At 66.2% G+C, this 21,582-nt stretch carries 18 protein-coding genes and 2 pseudogenes; 9 read left to right on the top strand and 11 right to left on the bottom strand.

The features are described from left to right. Nucleotides 1-86 precede the first annotated feature (86 nt). From ACWEKR_RS04435 to ACWEKR_RS04420, 4 genes are all read left to right on the top strand, one after another. On the top strand, nt 87-458 hold the full coding sequence (locus tag ACWEKR_RS04435; protein WP_452353263.1) for a hypothetical protein: 372 nt from the start codon (nt 87-89) through the stop codon (nt 456-458). 529 nt (nt 459-987) lie between these two features. Beyond that, on the top strand, nt 988-1,407 hold the full coding sequence (locus tag ACWEKR_RS04430; RefSeq protein WP_452353262.1) for an alcohol dehydrogenase catalytic domain-containing protein: 420 nt from the start codon (nt 988-990) through the stop codon (nt 1,405-1,407). Nucleotides 1,408-1,684: 277 nt separating this feature from the next. After that, nucleotides 1,685-1,921: an IS3 family transposase gene (locus tag ACWEKR_RS04425; protein ID WP_452353261.1), complete on the top strand. Its 237-nt coding sequence runs from the start codon at nt 1,685-1,687 to the stop codon at nt 1,919-1,921. A gap of 333 nt (nt 1,922-2,254) precedes the next feature. Then, on the top strand, nt 2,255-2,692 hold the full coding sequence (locus ACWEKR_RS04420; protein ID WP_452353260.1) for an SRPBCC family protein: 438 nt from the start codon (nt 2,255-2,257) through the stop codon (nt 2,690-2,692). A 233-nt stretch (nt 2,693-2,925) separates the two neighbouring features. On the opposite strand, the gene ACWEKR_RS04415 is transcribed toward ACWEKR_RS04420, so the two are convergent. Together ACWEKR_RS04415 and ACWEKR_RS04410 are read right to left on the bottom strand one after the other, a co-directional pair. Further along, nucleotides 2,926-3,411, bottom strand: a complete 486-nt coding sequence (locus ACWEKR_RS04415) for a hypothetical protein (protein ID WP_452353259.1) — start codon at nt 3,409-3,411, stop codon at nt 2,926-2,928. A 71-nt stretch (nt 3,412-3,482) separates the two neighbouring features. After that, nucleotides 3,483-4,427, bottom strand: a complete 945-nt coding sequence (locus ACWEKR_RS04410; protein WP_452353258.1) for an alpha/beta fold hydrolase — start codon at nt 4,425-4,427, stop codon at nt 3,483-3,485. Nucleotides 4,428-4,655: 228 nt separating this feature from the next. On the opposite strand from ACWEKR_RS04410, the gene ACWEKR_RS04405 reads away from it, so the two are divergent. Further along, nucleotides 4,656-5,249, top strand: coding sequence for a TetR/AcrR family transcriptional regulator (locus ACWEKR_RS04405; protein ID WP_452353257.1), 594 nt, complete (start codon nt 4,656-4,658; stop codon nt 5,247-5,249). A 268-nt stretch (nt 5,250-5,517) separates the two neighbouring features. Further along, nucleotides 5,518-5,907 (top strand): annotated as a pseudogene (locus ACWEKR_RS04400) (cytochrome P450); the annotation flags it as partial. 535 nt (nt 5,908-6,442) lie between these two features. Here the strand turns inward: ACWEKR_RS04400 and ACWEKR_RS04395 are convergent. The 8 genes from ACWEKR_RS04395 to ACWEKR_RS04360 form a co-directional block, all read right to left on the bottom strand. Further along, on the bottom strand, nt 6,443-7,384 hold the full coding sequence (locus ACWEKR_RS04395) for a formylglycine-generating enzyme family protein (protein WP_452353256.1): 942 nt from the start codon (nt 7,382-7,384) through the stop codon (nt 6,443-6,445). Between the two features lie 11 nt (nt 7,385-7,395). Beyond that, nucleotides 7,396-9,747: an arylsulfatase gene (locus tag ACWEKR_RS04390; protein WP_452353255.1), complete on the bottom strand. Its 2,352-nt coding sequence runs from the start codon at nt 9,745-9,747 to the stop codon at nt 7,396-7,398. Nucleotides 9,748-10,029: 282 nt separating this feature from the next. After that, the gene (locus ACWEKR_RS04385) at nt 10,030-10,167 is read right to left on the bottom strand and encodes a DUF5914 domain-containing protein (RefSeq protein ID WP_452353254.1); all 138 of its coding nucleotides are present in this window, start codon (nt 10,165-10,167) and stop codon (nt 10,030-10,032) included. Nucleotides 10,168-10,353: 186 nt separating this feature from the next. Beyond that, on the bottom strand, nt 10,354-12,192 hold the full coding sequence (locus ACWEKR_RS04380; protein WP_452353253.1) for an AMP-dependent synthetase/ligase: 1,839 nt from the start codon (nt 12,190-12,192) through the stop codon (nt 10,354-10,356). A 113-nt stretch (nt 12,193-12,305) separates the two neighbouring features. Next, entirely contained in the window at nt 12,306-13,763 is a 1,458-nt protein-coding gene (locus tag ACWEKR_RS04375) for a GNAT family N-acetyltransferase (RefSeq protein WP_452353252.1), read from the bottom strand. A gap of 370 nt (nt 13,764-14,133) precedes the next feature. Continuing rightward, nucleotides 14,134-14,583: an Hsp20/alpha crystallin family protein gene (locus tag ACWEKR_RS04370; protein WP_452353251.1), complete on the bottom strand. Its 450-nt coding sequence runs from the start codon at nt 14,581-14,583 to the stop codon at nt 14,134-14,136. A gap of 584 nt (nt 14,584-15,167) precedes the next feature. After that, on the bottom strand, nt 15,168-16,097 hold the full coding sequence (locus ACWEKR_RS04365) for a ribose-phosphate diphosphokinase (RefSeq protein ID WP_452353250.1): 930 nt from the start codon (nt 16,095-16,097) through the stop codon (nt 15,168-15,170). After that, nucleotides 16,094-16,624, bottom strand: a complete 531-nt coding sequence (locus tag ACWEKR_RS04360) for a phosphoribosyltransferase (RefSeq protein WP_452353249.1) — start codon at nt 16,622-16,624, stop codon at nt 16,094-16,096. Before ACWEKR_RS04360 ends, ACWEKR_RS04365 begins: the two co-directional genes overlap by 4 nt. A gap of 362 nt (nt 16,625-16,986) precedes the next feature. Between ACWEKR_RS04360 and ACWEKR_RS04355 the strand changes: the two genes are divergently transcribed. Both ACWEKR_RS04355 and ACWEKR_RS04350 read left to right on the top strand, forming a co-directional pair. Next, on the top strand, nt 16,987-17,223 hold the full coding sequence (locus tag ACWEKR_RS04355; protein ID WP_452353248.1) for an SHOCT domain-containing protein: 237 nt from the start codon (nt 16,987-16,989) through the stop codon (nt 17,221-17,223). Nucleotides 17,224-17,276: 53 nt separating this feature from the next. Next, nucleotides 17,277-18,680 carry a wax ester/triacylglycerol synthase domain-containing protein gene (locus ACWEKR_RS04350; protein WP_452353247.1) on the top strand — a complete coding sequence of 468 codons (1,404 nt, stop codon included), beginning with the start codon at nt 17,277-17,279 and terminating at the stop codon, nt 18,678-18,680. A 133-nt stretch (nt 18,681-18,813) separates the two neighbouring features. Here ACWEKR_RS04350 and ACWEKR_RS04345 read toward each other — a convergent pair whose 3' ends face one another. Beyond that, the gene (locus ACWEKR_RS04345) at nt 18,814-19,491 is read right to left on the bottom strand and encodes a hypothetical protein (protein ID WP_452353246.1); all 678 of its coding nucleotides are present in this window, start codon (nt 19,489-19,491) and stop codon (nt 18,814-18,816) included. Nucleotides 19,492-20,835: 1,344 nt separating this feature from the next. On the opposite strand from ACWEKR_RS04345, the pseudogene ACWEKR_RS04340 reads away from it, so the two are divergent. Further along, nucleotides 20,836-21,201 (top strand): annotated as a pseudogene (locus tag ACWEKR_RS04340) (site-2 protease family protein); the annotation flags it as partial. Between the last annotated feature and the right edge of the window lie 381 nt (nt 21,202-21,582).

The raw sequence follows: 21,582 nt of genomic DNA, 5'->3' as shown, positions 1-21,582 counted from the left end.
TGTGGTGGCTGCCCGGTCGGCGCCGGCGATGTCGATCGGGACGAAGGCCTCTACCGCGCATCAGGCGACGACCGGACCATGGCTTTATGGAAGAGGTTCTCGCCTACGTCGCCGCGGGCTTGGTCGGGCTGTGGGGGGTCGCGCACGCGATTCCGACGCGAGCCGTCGTCGCCGGGTTCGGCGGGATCTCCGCCGACAATCGCCGGGTGCTGGTTCAGGAATGGCTGGCCGAAGCCGTGACCATGTGGTCATTCGCCACGCTGGTCATCGTGGTGAGCGCGGCGGGCGGCGGGACGTCCGCCGCGCACTGGACCTACCGCGTCACCGCGGCAGCATTGCTCGCCCTGGCAGTGCTGACGACCTTCACCGGCGCCCGCACGCGCGTCGTCTGGTTCAGGATCTGCCCCGTGCTGCTGACCACCGCGGCGGTGCTGCTGCTGGTCGCCGGCCTGCCCTGAGCGGGTGAGCGACATCCGCTGATCGAGTGACGGCACCGCGCCCGGTGTGCCGAGCGTCCTTGCCCGAACACGAGCCATCACCACTCTCTCCACCGGTCTTGACGAGCAGAGGGCGCCACCCCGAAACATTCACCGCCTGACCGACAACCGGATCAGCGGTGACCGCTCTGATACGCCATCTACCTGGACTTGACTTCGAACAGAGCCTCGAACGCCTGCTCGACGCCCTCCCCAACCGGCGGGGCTGATCCAGATCGAAGAGTCCTCCGGATGGCGGAATCGCCGTGGCCCGCTCGGCGGCGATGGCGTCAAACTGCGAAGGGGCAAACGGCTCCATGGCTCCGACCGTTCGCCCCTGTCCCGGTGCACTCGCCGCGGTGTCGTATTGAGCAATGGAGCCACCGGCGGCTCCTGCTCCCTGAGGAGTGGATGATGCCGACGACAGAGGGGCGCATGCGGACATGAAGCGTGTCGTTGTCCCCGTTACGGCGTTCCGGAAGTTCTCACCCTTGTCGAGGAAGACCAGCCCGTGCCGGGTCACGGCGAGGTTTGCGTCCGTGTGCTGGCTTCGGGCGTTTCGTTCACCGACAGCCTGCTTCGGGCCGGGACTTATCCGGGTGGACCGAAGCCGCCGTTCACCCCCGGCTACGAGTTCGCGGGCATAGTCCAGCGGGTCTGGCCGGGATGCTCGACACTCCAGCCCGGAGACCATGTGGCGGCGCTCGTCGTGTGGGGCGGATACGCGGAGATGGTCTGCGTGCGAGAGTCCCTGGCGATCAAGGTTCCCGACTGTGTCGACCCGGCGGCGCTCGTGAGCGTGATCTTCCCCTACATGACCGCCTACCAGCTCATTCACCGCGCGGCGAGGGCAGAGCCCGGAGAAACCGCGCTCTACCATGCTGTAACTCGCGGACGAGCCCATCCGGTGGTCGCCGAGCGCATCCCCTGACCGATGCCCGCCACGCACACGAGGTTCTGCAGAGCACCGCGTCCCGGGGCAAGATCGTCTTGGTTCCATGAACGACCCCCACCGAACAGTAGCTGTCCGCTGATGCGCATCGAAGACTACGCGCTCATCGGCGACCTTCGCACGGCCGCTCTCGTAGGCCGCGGCGAATCACTCCAAGCGGGCGGCTGAGCCGGAACGGGTCAACGCTGTATTGTTTTATGCGAGTGCGTATTTCGCCTCCGAGCTCGGCCAGACCCGGAGGTGGATCGCGGCGTTCGTGGACGAACATCCCCAGCACCCGGTCGAGCTCGTACTACGGGTTCTCGGTATCGCGTCCTCCACCTTCCACGGGTGGCTGCAACGCGCGAAGAACCCTCCGAAGCGGCACCTGGCGGACGAGGAGTTGACCGGGCAGATCGTGGGCATCCACACCGGCTCGGGTGGCACCTACGGGTCGCCGCGGGTGGGTCAGATGCTGCGGCGGCGCGGCATGCGGGTTGGCCGCAAGCGGTGAAGCTGGGCCGGCTATCACCCATCCGGCGAAGCGGGGAAACTCGAGGAACTACCAAGCCCACCTCATGAGCAGGAAATCCCGCTCGAGATCATCTTGTTGCCGGTTTCTGGCATACCTTGGCCTATCCCCCCGCACGGCGCACGTTCCACAGATGTCAGCGATCGGCGACATGGATCGCCTGCGGTCCGCCAGCGACGCCGCGCGCGAGAGTACTGTTACACGCAGACGCCCTCGGCTCGAGGAACAGCGACATCTCCACCGCGAGGGAGATCGTTCTCATGACCGATTCCGACACCGCACCGAGAATAGTGAACGACGCCGGGGACGGCGGTCATGCCCACTGACAGCGCCACCGAAACCGTGCGCCTGCGCGCGCCGGTGGCGCGGGTGCTCGAGACCATCCGCGACCTGAGAAGTCAGCCGGAGTGGATTCCCGAGATCCTCGAAGTCAACGTGCTCGAGGTGGATGAGGAGACCGGCCTGCCGGTGACCGCCCGGTTCAAGGCGTCGGCGACGGTCGGCACCGACACCTACACCTTGACCTACCGCCACCGTGGCGACGGTATGAGCTGGTCGATGGTGGAAGGCCGCATGCAGACCGGTCAGGAAGGCCGATACCAGCTCGAAGAAGCCGGGCCGGACATCACCTCGGTCACCTACCAGTTGACCATCCACCACAACCTGCCGCTACCCGGCTTCATTCGCAATCGGGTGATCAAGGGGCTGGTGGACAGCACGCTCAACGGGTTGCGAAAGCGAGTCGAAGCTTGAATTGGGTTTCCCTATGACCGCCGTCGAGGTCGGTCGGTGAGGATGGCTCGATGGTGGGTGTGCGGTTCGTGCGGCGTGTGGCGGTCTTATGCGGTGGTGTTCGATCGACGGCGTCGAATAACTCAAAGCCGCTATAACGTTGTCCCGCCCGTGGTTCGGCCGGGCCGCGCACAACAACCGGAAGGTGCGGACTCGGCAGCCGGGTGGCAGGCTCACCCGCAACGTCGCCTCGGCTATGGCACCGAGAACATTCCGAATCCAGGAAAGACCGTGACCGGCGCCAACGGCCCGCCTGCGGTCACGATCGCGACGACCTGCCCTGCCCCGGTCACCACGGGCACAGGTGCGGGCGCGCAATCACACGGCTGCCGCGCGGTATACCGATCCGGAACCTCCACGCTGCCGGAACCTCCCGTCGCAAGGTTGAGCCACCGCACCCGCGTACGAGATGTCAGGCTGTCGCTTCCGCCGAACTCGACAGGCTGGGCCACCGAGAACACCGTTGTGCCCGGCGTGTCGCCGACCGTCGCGGTCACCGCGACGCTCACCGTGCTGGGCACGCCCCAGGACTGGGTCAGCACGCGCGCGGGAATTTGGAAGACCGTGGTGGTCCCGGCCGAGGCGGTGGCTTGCCGCCCCAGCGTCGCGGCCAGAACGACACCGCCCACGACGACCACTCGCACACCGCCGCGGCCGGCACGGCGCAACATGTTCTGCATTCGCGAAGATCCTTTCGTCTTCGACCAGTACAACAAGGACGTCTCCAGGGACACGGCGCGGTGCGGTCGGCTCAGCCGACACGATCCAGAAATGTGGCGGCATCCGCCGCGATACGTTCGGGATACTCGCCGTTCACAGCGTGGGACGCGTCCTCGTAGACGAGCACAGTGCCGTCGCGGAGTATCCGCCTGGCGCGCTCGGCGGCCGCCACGCTGTCGTGCATGACCGACCTACCCCCCATGATCACCAGGAACGGCATTGCCGGACGGCTCAATTCGGCATCGTCGAACTGGGTGGGCGTGGGCGACGCCGAAGCGTAGTGCCGCATTCCGGCCTCGATCATGTCGGCCACCGGCACTCGTTCGACCGGTGCGCCCCCGGCGGTCCAACTGTTGAAGTCGTCACGCCAGCGCTTGGGAAACCAGCGCACCGAGGCGGGGAGCGAGCGGAGCACCGCGCGCGTCGATATCGACGCGAAGGTCATCACCGGATCGAGCACCATCACCCCAGCGATCTTCTGAGGCTCCCGGACAGCGAGGTTGGTCGCCGTCCAACCACCGATCGACGATCCGACCACGACGACACGAGGTTCGGGCAGCCGATCGATCGCCTGGTGCAGCCATCGGGCTTGGTCGGCGTGGCCGACGATCGGCTTGCTCTGCACGCTCGCGCCTGGCTCACCGAGCAGATCCATCAGGTACACCGTCCGCAACCGCAGCAGGGAGGGCAGATTGTCTGCCCACATCGGCGCAGCGGCGGAGCGCCCTGGCAGCAAAAGTAGCGGCGCGGCTTCCGGATTCCCTCCGTCGAAGCGGTATACCCGGACCACGCCGTAGTCGGTGCGCAGGTCCGAAGTCGCACTAGGCGGCGGGAGTTCGGCGAACGCGCGTTCATAAGCGGCGAAGTACTCGTCATGTCCGCGAGCGGAGGTGAAGTGGCCGACAGGGGAAGTATTCCGCAGCGCGAGCCAAATGCACGTCGCTACCAGGAGCAGCACGACGAGCACAGCCGTCATAACGCGACGCCGCCTGCCCGGATCACCTGCCACGGGGAGTGTGGGACGCCCTCGGCTCCGCATCGGCCGTGGGCACCGAGTCGCGCCGACCGCGGTGCGACCAACCGCCAGCTGCTCTCTCGCGCATACTCTCCCCTCCATGTGATACAGGCTACATCGAAAATGGTACATCGATGTCCTATTTCGATGTCCACTTGTTTTTCGGAGCGCGAGTGTTACCGTCCGGACATGGCAAGGCAGGACCGTGCGCCCAGCACCAAGGCAAGCTCGAGCGGTGGTGTCCGTACCCGGACCCGGGCCGCGATCCTGGACGCCGCGCTGGCGGTGTGGGCCCGCGAGTTCTCCGCGCCGCTGGCCGATATCTCCGAGCGCGCCGAGGTCAGCCGCAGCACCCTGCATCGCTACTTCCCGGAACGCCAGGGCCTGCTCGACGCGGTCCTGGTCGAGTCGCTCGAGGTCCTCGACGCCGTCGTCGCCAAGGCGGCGAGCAGCGCGCCGAGAGCCTTCGACCAGTTGACCATGATGCTGCGCTCCTTCATCGAGGTCGGCGACCGCCTGATCTTCCTGTACGCCGACCCGGATCGGTTCACCGGGAATCCGCACTGGCGGCCGGTCGGCGACCGGCCATTGAGCACACTCATCGCCGCGGCCCAAGCCGACGGCGACCTGGACCCGGTGCTGCCCGCCGCGTGGATCGAGGGAGTGTTCAACGCGCACATCTACGTGGCCGCGGAAGCCGCGCAGACGGGCGGCGAGCCGACACACGTCATCGCCGATCGCGCGGTCCGCACTTTGCTCAACGGTGTCGGCACACCCGCCTGACGCGGTCGGGGCCTCATTCGACAACCCCTCCACCCGCAGCCCGCTGTCCCCTGTCGAGCCACCAGCGTCGCAGGCGGCGCCACGACCTCGCGCGGGCCCGGCACGACGACGTCGGCCTCAGGGGTGCGCAGAACCATCGGCCAGGCGTTCACCCCCGGCCGCATAGCGGCGCTGGAACCGCGAGTCCGGCAGATCACCGGCGAACTCCTCGACGGCCTGCGCTGTCGCGAGCCCGAAGTCGATCTGGTCCCCGCAAACGTTGGGGCTGGTGATAATCGCCGGACACGAGACGACAGTGCACCTGCTGGGCAACGCGGTCATCGCGTTGTGCACTCATCCCGAGCAACTCGCCAAGGCCCGCACCGAGGACAGGTGGACGGATGTGGTGGAGGAGGCACTGCGTTACCGTTCGTCAGCCTGCGTGATGTTCAACCGCTACGCGCTGCGGGATGTCAGCATCGCCGGGGTCGACATCCCCGCCGGCGCCATCGTCGGGTGGTTCGCCGGGGTAGGGCGGGATCTACGGCGTTATCCCGACGCCGATGTCTTCGACATCGATCACGATCATCAAGGTCAACTGGCGTTCGGTTACGGACCACACTTCTGCCTCGGCGCACCGCTGGCTCGGCTCGAAACCCGGATCGCGTTGTCCGCGCTGTTCGACGCGTTTCCTCGCATGACCCTAGGATGCGACCCCGCCCTGATTCCGCACAGCCCGCAATTCATTACCAGCGGACCCCTCACCCTCCCGTGCTGCTCGAACCACACGCGATCTGATGCCATTGCACCCGCAATCGCCTACACGTTCCCGCGCCTTCGGACCGAACCGATCCTCTTGGACCGCTGGCGCTGGGCAGCAATAGATTTCTCGTCACGCCGCATGCGGCCGGCGCGGCCGAGGCGTCCTCCCTCCGATGCTCACAGGAAGCTCATATCCGGCGTCGGCCACGATCCGAAGGACCGGATCGCCGGGCCGGTGGCGCCCAGCGTCGATCAAGGGGCCGATCACGGTGCGCACTGGGCGCGCGGTGACGGTCGTGGCATCGTCACCGGAGTCGGCCGCACCGTGGTGCCGGAAGAGGAAGGCCCCAGCGGGCTCGCCGGTGACGTCGCGGAGCAGCCGGGGTCGCACTCGATGTTCCCTGGACCCGGAAGTTCAGGGAGCGCGCACACCCTCCGATCGCTATCGGTCATCATGAACCCTTGTCGCGTACGACGCAACGAAACCCTAGGTGGCAGGTGGCCGTGTCCTCGGTCTGCCCCTGCCTGGCCGCAGGACGGTAGCGCAGACAGTAGTTGGCCGCGCACAGATACGAGCCGCCCTTGACAACACGGCGCGGGAATCGCTGCGCCACTAATTGTTCAGGTGCATCGATGAGCGGGTTTCGCGGGGCGCAACAGGTCGGTGACGGGTGGCGCGAGCGGAAGTGGTCGACGGTCCACTCCCAGACGTTGCCGGTCATATCGAAAAGGCCGTGCCCATTGGGTGAGTAGGTGCCGACCGCCGTGGTGCCGGGCGTGCGTGTCTGTCCCCGGCCCGGATGAAATTGCCACGGGAAGGCTCCGACCCAGACATTGGCCATGCGCCGACCGGTGGGTTCGAAGTCGTCGCCCCACGCGTAGGTGGCCGACTCGAGTCCGCCACGGGCCGCGTACTCCCATTCGGCCTCCGTGGGTAGTTGCTTGCCCGCCCAGATGGCGTATGCCACCGCGTCGTCGTGGGCGACCTGGGTGACGGGGTGGCGGTCGAGCCCGTCGAGCGTGCTGCCGGGTCCGTGCGGGTGCCGCCAGCTCGCGCCCGGGACATACCGCCACCATCGTCGCCAATTGTCCAGTGGCACCGGGCCGGGTGTGGGACGGAACACCAGCCCACCGGCGATCAGGTTCCCTGGCTCCGCGTCCGGATAGTCCTCGGCCACGGGAGTCCGTTCGGCGACGGTGACATATCCTGTCTGTTTCACGAAGCGCCGGAACGCGGCGTTGGTCACCGGATGCGCATCAATCCAGAACGTATCGACCCACACCCGATGCACCGGGCGCTCCTCGGGGAAGAAGTCGTCCGATCCCATCGCGAAATCGCCGCCGGATATCCGGACCATGCCGCGGCGAACCTCGGCAGTGTTCACGGTGGCCATGAACCGGCGCCTCAATCTCGCGAAAAGGCCGCTGCCGCCGCCATTTCCAAATCGAGGTATGGCTTGCCGCTCACGTCTTCGATGACCTGGTGCATGGTGCCTCCGATGAACGGGAACGGGGAACTGTACCGCGCGGTGACGGACTGACCGCTGTCACGGCCGACCCGGACTCCCTCCCCCACACCGGAGAACACAGTGGGTTGAATGCGCATGTCGTCGAGTGAGCCCACCGGGTCCTCATCGATGTAGAGAACGGCCTCGCCGGTGGGTGTGAAGTTGTCGGGCCGGGTTCCGTGCCGTTCGTATCGGATCCCGAGAATGTGATCGCCGAGTGGCACGGGGCGATCGGAGACGATGGCCTGCTCCTCTTCGCCGAGGAAGTTGTAGACGTAATGCAGACGGCCGTCCTGGATGAACAGCGTATGCCCACCCAGCCGCCCACCGTGGGCGAACAGCACCCCCTTCGCGTCCGTACTGGTGATCGTCGTCTCGGCGAGCAGCGCGAACGATCGGCCCTGAATCTCGAGCGCCGCACCGGGCCCCACCTCCGCCAGGCCCGGATAGTAGACAGCCCGGTCCCGCGTCTTGGCGAATCCCGGGCGGTAGCGCATTATCGTGGCGACGATGTCGAGATCGTTGAGCGGCATGCCGTTGTATTTCTCCGCCTCCGAGAACCACAGCGCCTTCATCTCCTCGAGCTTCTCGGGATAAGCCTCGGCCAGGTCGTGCATCTGGCTGCGGTCCCGCTCGAGATGGAACAGTTCCCAGCGGTCGCTGTCGAAATGTCCCCAGCCGGAGGGGCATGCCGCGTGAACGGTGTCGGCGAACCACCCGCGATGCCAGATGCCGCGCGTGCCCAGCATCGAATAGAACTGGGTGTGCTTGCCCACGTCAGCGTTCGCATCTTGGAGCAGAGCCCGGAAACTCACCCCTTCCAAAGGACGCTGCACCACGTTCTTCACCGTGTCCGGGGGCGTGATGCCGAGCAGTGCGTAGATGGTGGGGGTGATATCGCAGACATTGAGGTACTGATGGCGCAGCTCACCCCGGGCCGCTATCCCGGCCGGCCAGGACATGAGGCACGAGTCGGCGATACCGCCTTCGTGTGAGGCATACCGTTTGTACAGCTTGTAGGGAGTGTTGAACGCCATCGCCCACCCGATGCTGTAGTGGTTGTAGGTGGTCGGCGAACCCAGTTCGTCGATCTTCGCCAGGCTGTCTTCGATCGTGTCGATATAGCCGTTGAAGAACTTCATCTCGTTGACGGAGCCGTTCGGCCCGCCCTCGCCGCTGGCGCCGTTGTCCGAGAGAGCCACGATGATCGTATTGTCCAGTTGGCCGCTTTCCTCGAGGTAGTCGAGCAGTCTGCCGATCTGCGCGTCGGTGTAGGAGAGATATCCCGCGAACACCTCGGCTTGCCTGCCGAAGAGTCGCTTCTCGTCGTCCGACAGTGAGTCCCACGCTCGCACCGTGTCCTGCGCCGGCCACGGCTTGCCATCCGCGCTGGTGGCCGTCATATACGGGTTCATGGGCGAAAGTTCGGTGTTCTCCGGCACCAGACCCATGCGCTTCTGGTTGTCCAGCACTATCTCGCGATACTTCTCGTAGCCCATGTCGAACCGGCCGCGATACATGTCGGCCCATTCCCGCGCCACGTGGTGCGGCGCATGGCCGCATCCCGGGCAGAGGTACAAGAACCACGGTTTGTCGGGTGCGATCACCTTCGCGTCACGAATGAACTCGATCGACTTGTCGGCCAGGTCTTTCGACAGGTGATACCCGTCCTCCGGCGGGTAGGGCTGTGTGACCGGGTGATTGTCGTACACCAGATTCGGGTACCACTGGTCGGCCTCTCCACCGAGGAAACCATAGAAACGCTCGAAGCCACGCCCGAGCGGCCAATGCCGCTTCGACGCCGCCAGATTCTCCTCCTCCAGGGGCGTCATATGCCATTTGCCCACCGCGTATGTGTTCCACCCACGCTCGGCGAGCACTTCCGAGCACAAGGCGGTGTCATCCGGTATCCGACCGCACATGCTCGGGAAACCATCGCTGAACTCTTCGATGGTCGCCATACCGACCGAGGTCGCATTTCTTCCGGTCAGCAGCGAGGCGCGGCTGGGTGAACACAGCGCCGTGGTATGAAACTGCGTGAACTGGATACCACGCTCGGCGATGCGCTTCATAGTGGGCATCTCGACCAGCCCGCCGTAGCAGTCCCAGGTGCCGATTCCGATGTCGTCCCATACCAGATATAGGACGTTCGGCGCGCCCCGTGGCGCGGTCGGCTCGGCGAAAGGCGTCCAGTCTGCGACCGAATCACGGATGTCGAGCGCTATTCGTCCTCCGAATTTGCTGGTCATCATCCACCTCCGAAGCGGAGAACCTTCGGTTCGCCGTTCATCTGCGGTCCCGGGCCCGGGACCGATCCACGCCACCTACTCCGCGCAGATGACGATCGGATCGGGGCTCCAGAGCCTGGATGGATTACCCCCAGCTCCGCTGAACCGCTGAGGGTCGATGTGTACTCCAAGCGCGACGCGCGGTGGCCGCGCCTCCTCACCGGACTCGCCGTCCGGATACCCGCTTATCAACACTTCCGTAGTCATAAAGGATACCGACCGGATGGGATTCATGCCTTTGCTTCAGGGCTGTTGTCCACCACGTCCCTCCTGCCGGCGGGAACGCTGCTGATACCGGCGCTCGGCGTATGCCAGGTCGTCCCGCCGCAGCCGGGTGGCGGCGCGGCTCATCAGCGGGCGCAACACCACCCGTTCGATCACACCGTTGCGCTCGAGCCATCAAGTCGCCCCTCGTCATAGCGTTCGATCGGGCCGGGGGGCAGCGGGATCGGCCGCGGCGCCGCCGACCGGTACACCGCTCCGGCGGATGTCCCGAAGACGGTCGCCACATGATGACCGCGCCGACACTGCGCGGTCGAAATGCGAAGTGACGATCAGCGATCGACTTCAGCGATAGAGGGCGTCGATGCTGGCGGCGAGGTTGTCGACGACTATCTTGCGGCGCAGTTTCATGCTCGGTGTGAGATCACCTGCCTCGACGGACAGTTCGTGATCGATGATGTCGAATCTCTTGATCTGTTCCCAGCGATTGAGTTGGGTGTTCAGGTGGTCGACGTAGCCGGCGATCACGTCGTGGGTCTTGTCGTCCCGCGCGATGTCGGCGAGCGGTTTGTCCGCCAGGCCGTGCTTGCGGGCCCATTCGGTGATGCTCTGGGTGTCCAGCCCGACCAATGCGACGCAATAGGGCCGTGTCTCTCCGTAGACGATGAACTCCGCCGCGTACGGACATATCCCCTTGAATGTGGCGGCAATCGCGGAGGGCGCGACGTACTTGCCCTGCGAGGTTTTGAACAAGTCCTTCTTGCGGTCGGTGATGTGCAGGAAGCCTTCTGCGTCGATCTCGCCGATGTCACCGGTGCGGAACCAGCCGTACGCGTCGAAAGTCTCGGCGGTGGCGTCGGGGCGGTCATGATAACCGCTCATCACACCCGGGCTTCGGAGCAGAATCTCGCCGTCCTCGGCGATCTTCACCTCGGTGCCGGGGAACGGCTTGCCCACCGTCCCGAACCGGTATGCCTCCGGGCGGTTGATGAACGAGGCAGCCGCGGTCTCGGTCAGGCCATAACCTTCGAGCACGATGATGCCGATCGCGTCGAACCATTGCGCGACATCACGGTCCAAGGGGGCCGCTGCCGAAACGAAGTACCGTAGACGGCCACCGAAGCGCTCACGGACCTTGGAAAGCACCAGCCTGTCGGCCAATTTGTGCTGCAGTGAAATCAGCAACGACGGTTCCTTGCCGGCCTGTCTCGCGCGCGAGACTTTCAAGCCGACGCCGACGGCCCAGTCGAAGAGCTTCTTCTTGATCCCGCCTTCTTCGGCCATGATGCCCTCGATACGGGCATGCGCCTTCTCGAAGATGCGCGGGGCGGCCGCCACGATAGTGGGGTGCAGGATCGTGAGGTTGTCCACTATCTTCTCCACCCGGCCGTCGATCGCCGTGGGATAGCCGATCAGTGGTGACAGCGCGAGCATCACTTTGCCGAACGCGTGGGACAGCGGCAGCCACAAGAAGTTCAGATCGTCGGGGCCGAGAACATGCAACGCGTCGATTGCCGCGGCGCTGTACGTCCATGCCGAATGCGGCAGCCTGACCCCCTTCGGGGTGCCGGTCGTCCCAGAGGTGTACATGATGCTGCCGAGGTGCTCGGGCCGGATGCCGCGGATGCGGTCGGCCACCGCGTCGGGCGATTCGGCGAGCAACGCGCGTCCGCGCTCTTCGAGGTCGTCGAGACTGATCACCCAGTTTCCGTCGCCCTCGCCATCGAAGATCACCACCTGTCGCACGTCGGGCAACTCGGCGCGGTGCTCGATCAGTTTGTCCACTTGGGCCTGGTCCTCGGCGACGACGACACGGCTGCCCGAGTTGCCGACGATGAACGCCACACCGGGGGCGTTGGTGGTGGGGTACACGGTGGTGGTGGCCGCACCGGCGCACATCACGGCGAAATCCGCGAGCACCCATTCGTACCGCGTGGACGACACGAGGGCGACCCGGTCCTCGGCTTGGATTCCCAGTGCGATCAGCCCGGCGGCGAGGATGTCGACGCGGTCACCGAACTGCTTCCAGGACACATTGGTCCAGCGCTCGCCGTCAGGGAATCGGAATGCCTCCGCGTCCGGAGTCACGGCAATGCGGTCGACAAGCATCTGGGCGACCGAGGATGCCCGGTGCTCGATCTTGCTGCGATCGGGAAGTTCCTCGGCTTCCCGGAGGAACGTCATCACTTCATTCTACGTAGTCTTCGGCCGACCGATGAGGCACTCGGACGAGAAAAACGTGCCTCCGGAAAGCCCGGCATGATTCTCGGAATCCGTCCGGACGCGGCGCTCGTCCCCTATCGACCTTTTCGGATTGCTCGGCCGACATTTTCCTCACGTGGGGGTAAAGGCGTATCCGGATCTTCCTGTTCGTGGGCCTCGTTTTCGAGATCGAGATCGAAGTGCACGGTGGCGCCCTCGTATCGGAGCCCGTCATTCCACCCTTGTTCGGCGATGATCGCGAGCATGAGAGTGTTCTCCGCGAGTATTTCGGCCGTCAGCTGTGCCACCCCCTGCAGGTAAGCGGCCGTGCCCAGGCGCCGCACGAGCAATGTGCCGATACCGTGTTGCTGGTCGTGCGCGTTGACCGCTAGCGCCATCTCCGCAGTGACGTGTCCCGCGGTGGTGTCGGTGACGACGTAATTGGCGACCCCCACCAGGTCGTCACCTTCGAAAGCGCCGAGCGCGAGGTGGGTGGAGTCGTGCCGGCACAATTTTTCCGCGAACTCGTCGATGTGCTTCGGAACGGCACTGAAGAACCGCAGATAGGCATCGTGGGCCGACATCTGCTCGTGCAGCGACGCGACCGCGTCCCGGTCCTCAGGCGTCAGTGCGCGGACGGTTATCCCGGAGATCAGCGGGGCAGACGGTGCCGGTGCGGTACCGGCGGTTGGTGCGATCGGATCCGCGCCGAGGCCGACCGGGGCCATTCGCGACGGACAGAACATGACCGGGCACCGGCTGCGGCGGAACAAGTACGAACCGAAACCGGATACTTCCGGAACAGACGCGCGACCGTCGGTTCCGGTGACCACCAGTTGCGCACCCGTCGCGCGTTCGCTCAACGACCGATATGGGATGTCGGCAAGGGCGGACACGGTGACGTCGGGGAAGGCGTCGCGTGCTACGGCCAGGTGGGCATCGAGGGAGTGCCGGTTCCTCGAAGTGGCCGGAGCGGTCGTTTCGAGTTGCTCCGGTTGAGCGTTCACGGCGATGACCGATGCACCGAAAAGGTGGGCGTAGCCGAACGCGGCGAGTGCGGCGTCGGCGGCGTCGGCGTCCACGGCGAGAAGCACGGGGCGCTGGTCTGGAAGCTGGCCGGGCTCTCCGCGCCAGACGGTTACCGGGCAAGTGGCGTGATCGGTGACCATCGTTATGGCCGTCGGCACGTCGAGCTCGCCCACGTCGGGATGACCGAGGACGACCATCCGGGCGTCCTCTCCTACTGTGGCCCACGCCTGCGCAGCCGGTCCGTCGATCGACTCGCCACTGATCTCGAGGTTGGGGTGATCGCGGCGCACGACCGCGACGGTGTCGTCGACGACTGCTGTCGCGCTGGTTTCCGTCCGAGCCGCCGCTTGGGGGCCGGTCGCTGGGATGCCCGCCGAGACGTCAGGAGTGGCGGTGGCGATGTAGACGACCCGCAGGGTGCAGTGCAGTCGTTCGGCGAGGCGGGCGGACCATAAGGCGGCGTCGCGCCCGATCGACGGTCGGTCGACGGTCACCACGATCGGGGGATGCCCGTGTGTGGTCATGCGGTTACTCCCGTCATGAGAGCTGACCATCTTCCGCGAATCCGCCGACCGGCCGCCGATCGGTCAATGGCCGAGTAAGGCCGTCCGAGCGCGGAGCACATCGACGTGACAACGGGGACAGAGGGAGTTCCCGACGGTCGTCGTGGCGTGTGCCGTCGATCGGCGATGCATCGCCGCCCTGCCGAGGGCGTGGATCACCAGCTCGAGTGCCAACGCCGGCCAAGGCGGCGATGGCGGAGGCGGCTGTTTCAGCGTATGCCTATGGCCGACACCCTCCGCAGGCCTCGAATGACGCTGGCCCGCAGCAGCGATCGGTATGGCGGTGTGTCGGCCGGCCCGTGTGCCTGGGCCATCCCGGGTCCGGCAGCGGTCAGCTGTGTCCGTTTCCGGTCTTCTTGATTTCGATGTGCTTCTCCGGGGTCTCGGACTCGGACACCGGCACGGTCACCGTCAAGATCCCGTCGGTGTAGGACGCGTCGATGTCGTCTTCCTTCGCGCCGACCGGTAGCGGAATCGACCGGTAGAAACTGCCGTAGCGAAATTCCGAGCGGGTGCCTTCTTCCTTGCGTTCCGTGCGTTCGGCCTTGATCGTCAACTGTCCTTCCCGGACGCTGATGTCGACGTCTTTGGCCGGGTCCACCCCGGGCAATTCGGCCCGCAAGGTGTACCGGCCCTTCTCGAGATTCTCCTCGACTCGAATCATGTGGCCCTCGAGCGAGGTCCAGGGAGGCCGTGACTCCAACCTGGCCATCAGATCGGACCAATCCGGCAGCGCGGGCCAGGTCGGTAGTAATGCCTGGCGAGAGGAAAGGATGCTCATAGCGCGACTCCAGCGAAGAGAGTGGTTGATGACCCTTCGATTCCACGCGGCGCCCGCGCCGAGCAGTAGGGCCTACGGTCCTTCCTCCGAGGACTCCGGTCCCTGAATAGAATCCTGCGTCGAGGATGACCCAGACTGCCGCGGGCACGGGGCGACCGCTATGGCCGCGAGCCACAGCATCGCGACCGCCCCGCTGAACGGACGTGCGATCAGCCCGGCCGCACCGCACCGACCGATCACGGCGAGGAGGATCGCCTCACGAAATAGTCGCCGCGCCGTTGCCTTTGTTCATGGAGCCTCCTCGATCTCGAGGCGCCAGGCCGGAGCACCGACCCGGGGCACCGCCCGCCCGCGAGCAGTGCTTCTGTAGAGCGTCGGCCGCCAGAACGGCGGGTATAGCGACCAGCGCGCCGGTTCCGGTCGGGCCGGACTGGTCGAGCAGGTGGGCGAGCGCCGGTATGTACAGGAATGTGCCGCGGCATCGCCATCGACCACCGTGCTCGACACCACACATCCGGTCGACGACTCGGTCGCCACGGCGCTGCGTGCCCGGCATGACCGCGTTGCCCAGCCTCCCGCCGCTGTCAGGCGTGAGTGAGCGGCTCGCGCAGCGGCTGATCACTATGGAGGCGGGTGATGGCATCCGCCAGCAGCGGAGCGATCGAGCAGACCTCGATCGGCGCGGCAGGGTCATGATGTGCGACGGAATCGGTCACTACGACGCGACGTACGCCGACGTCACGCAGGCGCGTTGTCGCGTCGAGCGTGAGCGGCCCGTGCGTGACGGCCACGACGATGTCTCTGGCATGGTGGTGCAGCAGTCGGACCGCGGCCTCGATGGTGGCGCCGGTGGAGATCATGTCGTCGACGACCACCGCCTGACGACCGTCGATGTCACCGAGGACCTCGACTGCGGTGACAGCCGTGCCACTCTCGCGGAATTTGCGTACCACCGCAATCGAATCCGGAATGGCGGCCGCGTATTGCTCGGATAGTTTCGCCGCACCGAGGTCGGGGGCCACGACAACGGTGAGCTCGGACCGAGCTGGGGAGATCCTGCTCGACAACAGCGGTACCGCGGTCAGCGTCTCCACGGGCATCGAACAGACCGCTTCCATGGTGGGCGTGTGTGGATCGACCACCACAAGGCGTTCGGCGCCCGCGTTCGCGATCGCATCGGCGGCTACCCGTACACCCAAAGCCTGCCCGGAGCGTGTGCGGCGATCTTGGCGGGCATACCCGAAGTACGGTACGACCGCCGTCACCCGGGCGGCTCGGGCTCGCCGGCACGCATCGAGCAACAGCAACAACTCGACGAGATGGTCGCCGACCGGCGGTGCGGTCGGCTGCACCACATACACGTCGTTCCCGCAGACATGATCGACGACCGGCCGCACTTCACCGTCGGGAAAACGTTCGATCAGGCAGGCGGCGGGCCCGACGTCGAGCAGCTCCGCGACAGTGGAGGCGAGCAGCGGATTCGCACTGCCGGACAGAACGCGCATCGAGGTCATGACCGCACCTCACCGGCGGCCCGCTGCAGCAGTCCGGTGACCTCAACGTCGGAGACCACCAGGACGGCCGGCATGACGCGCCGCGCGCCATGCGCCCACGCCCCCTGAGAGGCCGCGCGGGCGGTCGCGCCGGTCGCGACGCCGTCGTCGACGACAACCGTGCGACCCGCCCGTCGCACACGCAAGTGCGCGCGCCGCAGCCGCTCGACCCCGCGTGCGAGTTCGTCGCGTTCACGGCGTTCCACACTCGCCATCTCCTCGCGGAAAAGTTGCGTGTAGGCGACGACGGCGTTGGTCACCTTCACGTCGTTTTCGCCGATCGCGCCGAAAGCGAACTCCGGCTGACACGGCACACCGAGTTCGCGTACCACGATCACATCCAGCGGCGCACCCAGTGCTCGCGCGACCTCGTTGGCGGCGGGAACACCGCCGCGTGGCAGGCCGACCACGACGACATCCTCGTCCGGGAGAGACTTCAGCGGCTCGGCCAGCCGACGTCCGGCGTCACGGCGATCATCGAACAGCATCACGAAACCTCCTCACGGATTTCTCCATCGTCAGCCGCGATACGGTGTGGCGGCAGGTCCGATCGTCGCCGAGTCGGGTGCCGTTGGTCCCGGATACGCTGTCACTGCGCCGCGGGCCACTGTCGCTGTTCCGGTCCTTACCACCGGTTTCGACGAGTGGTTCGATGTCGGTCGCCGGCGCGTCGGGTAGCGGCGCGGGGGGCGGTACCGGCGGACGGCCACGACTGGTGACAGAGGACTCTCGTCCCGCCCGAACAGTGCTATTCGGCCGTATCCCCACCGGTGTACAGCGCGCACAGTGAAAGAGCCGAACACTCCGAAGGGAAGGAGAGCCTGCGGTGATGTTCTGGTACAGCAATGGAATGACCGGATGGGGATACGGTCTGATGGCCATCAGCATGGTGATCTTCTGGGTGCTGGTCATCGCCGGCATCCTGGCACTGGTCCGCTACACCGCGGCCCCCTCGCAGGGGCAGCGCACGGTGCCACACGGGCCCACTCCGCAGCAGGTGCTCGCCGACCGTTACGCCCGTGGCGAGATCGACGAGGAGGAATACACCCGTCGATTGAAAACCCTCAACAGCGCCCCATCCACCTGAGGCGCGCCGGCTTGGTTCGAAGGCAGCAGGCGATGGCCACTCGCGAATCCCACATGTCCCAATCGGACCTGTTCTCCTGGAACATGGAACGTGATCCGGCGCTGCGCTCGACGATCGTCTCGGTCCTGATTCTCGATACCGATCCGGACTGGGAACGTCTGGTGGAGACGATCGATCGCGGCACCCGCATCGTGCCGAGGTTGCGGCATCGGCTGGTCGCCGTGCCGTTCGGCCTCGCCCCGCCGCGGTGGGTGCTCGATTCGGATTTCGACCTGTCCTGGCACCTGCGCCGTTCCGCGCTGCCGGCACCGGCGGACCTCTCCGCGGTACTCGAGTTCGCCCGAACCGAAGCGATGACCGCGTTCGATCCGGCCCGGCCGCTCTGGCGCTCGACCTTGCTCAGCGGCTTGAACGGCGCGGGATGCGCGCTGGTGATGACGCTGCATCACAGCCTCACCGATGGCATCGGCGGTATTCAGATCGCTACAGCGCTGCTCGATTTCGATCGGGCGGGAACCGACCGGGGCCATCCCCCCGAGCCGCCGCAGGACCGTGACGGCGCGTTCCGCGACATCGTGGCGTGGAACTGGTCGGTGGGCTCGGATCTTGTTCGTGGCGGTGTGCGGGTCACGCCGCGGACCGCGTGGCGGGCTGTCACTCATCCCGCGCGGGCGGCGCGCGATGGTGCCGCGCTGGCGACCTCGTTGGTCCGCTTGGCCCAGCCCGTCACCGCGACGCTGTCGCCGGTGATGATCGAGCGCAGTCTCCGTCGCCGGCTGGCAGTACTGGACGCTCCCGTCGAGCAGCTACGCCGCGCCGCGCGGGCGGTTGACTGCACCATGAACGATGCGTTCCTGACCGCGCTGGTCATCGGGCTACGCACCTATCACTATCGGCACGGGGCGAGAGTCGACCAGCTACGGGTGACCATGCCGATCAGCCTTCGCACAGCCGACGATCCGCTCGGCGGCAATCGGATCACACTCGCTCGTTTCGCGTTGCCGGCCGACATCCCGGACACCGCAGACCTGATGCGCGCCGTGGCCGCCGCGGTCGCCGGTTGGCGGCGCGAGCCGGCGATACCGCTGTCCGGCGCCGTCGCCGCGGCGTTCAACCGGCTGCCCTCCGGACTGCTCACCGATATGCTCAAACATATCGATTTCCTCGCGTCCAACGTCCCGGGTTCCCCGGTGCCGCTGTATATCGCCGGGGCGCGGATCGACCGGATGTACGCTTTCGGTCCCACCATCGGCACGGCCGTCAACGTCACCCTGACCTCGCATGCCGGCACCTGCTACATCGCGATCAACGTCGATACCGCCGCGATCCCCGACATCGCGATGTTGACCGACTGCCTCGCCGCCGGTTTCGCCACTGTGCTTCGTCTCAGCGCCGAGGACGCATCAGAAGGCGGCACCGACTTTCCCGCCGAAGCACCGCGCTCGACATCCGTGTGATCGGTTGTGTATCGCGGCGGTCGAACTCCTCTGTCTGGCGGTTCTGACCAGTGTGAAGGGGCGCGGACCGGAGTGCTCTGGTCCAGATCTGACGGGCCCACCGTATCCGCCTTCGTGAGTTCCCCGCACGCGGTCACCCGGAAGGCCGTAGATGCCCGGGCACAAGGATACGCACGAGGAACATTCCGGTCGTCACCGCCACTACCGCGGCCATCACCACGCCTCCCAGCGCCCCGATCACGGCCGTGGTAATCGTCGACTGCCCTGCCCGCCACAACGGAGTCGTGACCGTGGTGAAGGCGGCCAGCCCCGCGATCCAACCGACCGCGTTGCCCCAGATCCACAGCACCGCACGATCCGACCAGCGCCGTAACACATACCACTGCGCGACGCCGATCGCGAACACCACCACAAGCGCCCCCGCGGCGACCGCCGGCACCTGGACCGCGGTCGGCCAATTGCCCAATCGGTCTCCGTAGAGTACCGGCACCAGCCCGACGGTCCACGCGACGAGCGCACCGGCCGCCGTGGCCATGATCCAGTCGCGGATCGGAAATCCGGGCAGCCACCACCGCAGTACGCGACTCTGAAAAAAGGCGAGCACGCTTCCTTCGATCACGGCCGCGATCAGCAGCGCGGCCGTGATCGCGCCAGGCGCCGAGTCGACGGTCAGCGCACCCGCCGCAGCCGGTGCGGCGAAGCCGAGAGTTTCACCGGCGGTGACCGCGACGAACCAGCGACGGCTCAACTCCCGGCGCGAGGGCGTCGTCGTCTCCGCACCTGCGACGATCACCACGTACGGATCATTCATGTGGATCCGATGCCGTGGATGCGCCTTCTGATACACCGCCGCCACCCCTTCGTGTTCCAGCGATCCGGGCGCCATAACGTGCCCGATACCTGTCGGCCAGAATCCGTCGATCCTGATCGACGCCGGATGCGGTGACCGGAAGTTCCGCCACCACGTCTTCATGGCGGCGTTCGTCACTCGGACGACTACGCTGTCGCCCACCCGCACATACGACACCGGCAGGGCGATATACCGCCCGGATGATCGCCCTCGGTACCGCAACTCTCCGATCGTCTGCTGTAATCCAGACCGGCGGTCGCAATGCCAGCAACAGCGCCGATGCGGCCAGTCCTGGCCTCTTGTATCTGGTGATCGTCACGAACACCTCCCCGGCGCAGCGGATCAGATTCCCATCTCGATCGTTCGCGGCGTACACGCGCTCCCACAGAAGCGAAAGTCACCTATCCGGCGACCGTTTGTGATCTCCGCAAGACCCGAAATCGGACTCGCGCTGAGGACGTCGGTCCCGCGCGCCGAAGGCAGGCCGTCCCGCACCCCCGCATCCGTGAGCGATGCCGATGTACGCACGTGACGTCCTCAGACAGGCGGAGACACCGCTGGAGGCGACCGCACTGCTGACCGCACATGGTTTCGCCGCGCTGCCGGTCGTCGACGGGCAGGGCCGACCGATCAGCACTGCCCGCTCATGCGGCTGCCCATCTTCACCATGCTCGGTCCCATGGCTGCGGACCGACGTCGGCCGACTGCTTCCTCAGGCGCTCAGCGCGACTCGTCACGGTGGAATGGAGCAACGGAGCCGACGGTGACCATGGTCCCATCAACCCGGGCATGAGGCCTCTCACCGAGCGGGACGCGTACGAGGAGGCTTCTGGATATGACCAAGGAGGAACCCCGCATCGGGATCGTCTCCGCGACCGAACAGGGATCGACCCCCGATATCGCCGAGTTCATCAGCTCCGAACTGGCGGGCTGCGACGCGACTGTCGAGCTCGCCGATTTCGACCCTGCCCCCGACTTGTCCTCTTTCGACACAGTCCTACCGGGTAGCATCGGATTCCTTTCCGCCGCAACCGACAACGGCCACGCCTACCGTCTTCCGGGCGGCCGCCACTCGGGGGCCTGCGCGACTTGGCCGCGACCGGCACGTGGACGGACACCATCGCCCAGAGTCTGCGGCTGCCGTGGCCCCGCTTCACAACGATCCACCCGTGACGGGCGCACCGGATTCTCCTCGCCGAAGGACTGACCGGTTCCGAGACGCCCACGTGAATCGACCTGGACACCGGAAAGGTGTCTCGTGACCATTCGAGACCGGTCTACCACTACGACGCGGGACGGTGTGGCATGATGCGTCGAACGATTCCGCTCGGCCGGATCTCCGGGATCCTCCTCGGCGCACACTGGTCGGCTCTGGTCACGGTCGGACTGTTCACCTGGATCCTGGGCACTTACCTGACCGGCACGGCCACGACGGCCGTAGTGTGGGCGACAGCGATCACCGGTGCTGTCATGCTGTGTGCGGCGCTACTAGCACATGAGCTCGCGCATTCGATCGTCGCGCGACGCAACGGGATTCGGGTCGAACGGATTGTGCTGTGGCTACTCGGTGGTGTTTCCGAATCGACCGACGAGCCGCGGGATGCGCGGGCCGATCTGCGCATCGCACCGGCCGGACCGGTCACCAGCCTCGCGATCGCGCTCGTCGCCTTCGCCGGGGCCGCTGCCACTGCGGCGGCGGACCCGGACGGACCGATCACCGCTGTCCTGGTATGGCTGGCTGTCATGAATGCGGTGCTGGGGTTGTTCAACCTGCTCCCCGGTGCCCCTCCTCGATGGAGGCCGCGTGTTGCGCGCCGTGCTCTGGCGGCGCAACGGCGACCGGTTGCGGGCGGCGACCTGGGCCGCGCGGAGCGGACAGGTCCTCGGCACCTTCCTGCTCATGCTCGGTCTGGCCGAGTTGATCCTGTTCGGACATCTCGGCGGTGTGTGGCTGATGTTGCTCGGCTGGTTCCTGCAGTCCGCGGCATTCGCCGAACTGACGGTCGCCGGACTGCGACATCGGCTGGGCGACAGCAAGGTCCGGGACGTGAT

It is taken from the genome of Nocardia sp. NPDC004573 (assembly GCF_053602135.1).
Note: the sequence above shows the minus strand (reverse complement) of the source record. Positions and strands in the feature narration are given on the sequence as shown.